Source organism: Chitinophaga sp. (assembly GCF_036569125.1).
In the GTDB taxonomy this organism is placed as follows: domain Bacteria; phylum Bacteroidota; class Bacteroidia; order Chitinophagales; family Chitinophagaceae; genus Chitinophaga.
The window spans coordinates 1-2,452 of the sequence record NZ_DATCRF010000420.1 but is presented as its reverse complement, the minus strand read 5'-3'; the positions used below and the strand labels follow the sequence as shown (position 1 = coordinate 2,452).

General features: G+C 48.4%; 3 protein-coding genes. All 3 read right to left on the bottom strand.

Translation table 11 applies throughout. From position 1 onward, the window contains the following. Positions 1 to 170 precede the first annotated feature (170 nt). On the bottom strand, positions 171 to 749 hold the full coding sequence (locus tag VIM87_RS15605) for an outer membrane beta-barrel protein (protein ID WP_217605256.1): 579 nt from the start codon (positions 747 to 749) through the stop codon (positions 171 to 173). A gap of 266 nt (positions 750 to 1,015) precedes the next feature. Next, entirely contained in the window at positions 1,016 to 1,351 is a 336-nt protein-coding gene (locus tag VIM87_RS15600) for a hypothetical protein (protein WP_331997889.1), read from the bottom strand. Between the two features lie 632 nt (positions 1,352 to 1,983). Further along, the coding region (locus tag VIM87_RS15595; protein ID WP_331997888.1) for a helix-turn-helix domain-containing protein at positions 1,984 to 2,452 on the bottom strand (469 nt) is incomplete at its 5' end.

Below are 2,452 nucleotides of genomic sequence, written 5' to 3'. Positions count from 1 at the left end.
CACTACATGAACATCGAACCCGAACCTAATTGCCCTTCTCCAAATCCCCAAAACTTTTATAACATTTCTCACCTTAATCTCTTTTCCCCCCCCAAAAAAAACGCCCCCGGAGGCAAGCACCGGAGGCATTTATTTTTCCTTAACCTATTTTTAAAACCCCTATGAAATACTTATAAACCGAAGGCATAAGCCACACGCAGTCCTATTACATTATTGGAAGAACCGCCGTCAGCAAATTTGCTGTAACCTTCAAACTTCACACCTGCATCCAGGTAGCTGCCATTGCCTAAATGGAACAGGTAACCCACTTGCGGAGAGTAAGCAAAGGCTGCAGATTTATCTGCCAGCACATCGCTCTTATTAGCTATGAAAACAGCGCCCGCCTGTGCCTGTACATAAAAATTACTTACCGGGTAATATTTCAAACCCGCTTTCACCGGAATTAACTGCAGGTCTTTGGCAGAAAAACCGGCAATGTCTTTGGCCATAAAGTCAGAATAACCGGCATTTAAGGTAACGTACAGATCCCTTTTCAGGATAGCATAATCGCCCTGTACAGAACCACCGATAGACCAGTCATAAGCATCTTTAAAATCACCTAAGGGTAAATTAGCTTCCGGGCCTACGCTTAAAAGAAAAGCAGGCCTTTCAGCAGTTACTTTTTTGGAGGCATCCTGTGCTTTGGAAGAAAGGGTTAAACCTGTTAAAAGGAGCAGTCCCATAATGCCTGTCTTAATTGTCTTTTTCATCTTCTGTTGGTTTTAATACTTACGAAACGTGTATTAGTTGATCGTTTGATAGGACAAAATTAGGACGGCTTAAAAGACTGCACAATGCCAATAAGGAGGATAATAGAACCAATTTTCCGGAATACGCTATTTGGCGGCCTAACCACCGGCCAGGTACACTGTCACCTCAGCTTTCAGCAAGCACAATCTACCCGCAACTCAAATACACCGCCATCAACCGCGCCTGCATCTCCGGCACCGTCACCTCAGCCTTCAGCAAGCACAATCTACCCACCACTCAAATACACTGCCATCAACCGCTCCTGTATCTCAGACGCCGCCATCCCGGCCTTCAGCAGCACAATCCCTTCGCCGGTCATAGCCCTGTACTGGCTTACCTGCCGCGTTTCCCGTGGCATTAGCCGGTACACGCCTGCCGCTATTTTAGAGGCCTGCGCCAGCCAGGCGGCATACTGCATGGTACGTTGAAAAGCGCGGCCTCTTTTCACCCGTTTACGGGTCAATGAGCTTTGCTTGCGAACATAGTATTGGCCATTCAGTTTATAGTAACATAGATCGCCTACGCGCCCGGTAATGTATGGAGGGCCGACTTGTTTTCCCATAAAAGCATGATTTAAAGGGTCCGGAAGCAAAGCTATAGGCAGAGGGTATACCACCCAAATGAAGTGAACGTTTTGATCACTTTTGATCACATTTGATCGTTTTTGAACAGGCAGGAGGGCTGAAGAAATGCTATCCGGGAGTACCCATCCCAATATTTAAGCAGCATTGAACACCGGGTCGTAATAAACGCAGGCAGCCTGAAAAAATGGCCATCCTGGAATCTCCATTCAAATATTTAAGCAGCATTGAACACCAGGTCGTAGTAACCGCCTGCGGCACAACGGCCAGCTACTACCAGGCAATCCTGGCTTCCCCTGCATAGTTTTCCAGGCACAGGATAACGAGTGTTTAGCATTACACTTCAAAATACCAGGTAAATCCCAGATATCCCTTCATGCACCTGGTATTACCCTACAAAATGCCATGTAGCCTCCGCACCCTACCGGACGTTTCTTCCGGAGCTGGTCCTGGTATTACCCGCAAAATACCATGTAGCTCCCATCTCCATCAGCCTCCCATCCCTAATCCCCAACGCTGTCTCCCGTGTCCTTCTCATGAAAATCCCAGGGTAACCTAAGGGGTAAAAGCGTTCTCCATCCTGGTCCCCTTCAGGTCCTGTTCAGGTGCATAGCTACTGTTTCTGTAGTCCTTCCCGTGTCCCGCTCCCTACCTTCTTCACCAGGAAAGCAGACGGGTTCACCCCCGCAAAATGTTTAAAGAACCGGCTAAAGTGCGAGCTGGTATCAAAGTTCAGCTGATCCGCAATTTCCTTGATACTGTGATCGGAGGTATGCAATAAATACTCCGCCTCCCGGAATATCCGCTGGTGTATGATCGTCAGGGCATTTTCGCCGGTAGCATGTTTCACCTGCTCGCTCAGGTGTTTGGCAGATACGTGCAGCAGGTCGGCGTACTGCTGCACGGTACGGATGGTTAAAAAGTGCGCTTCCACCAGCTTCTTAAACGCAGCTACCAGCTGTAAAGGCCGGCCTGCCGGTTTGGTAGGCTGCTGCAGTGCCCTTTCATGTGCGCGGTTAATTTCATATAACAGCTCTACTACCAGCAGCCGCACCATCTGCAAAAAATAAGCAGGCGCCTCC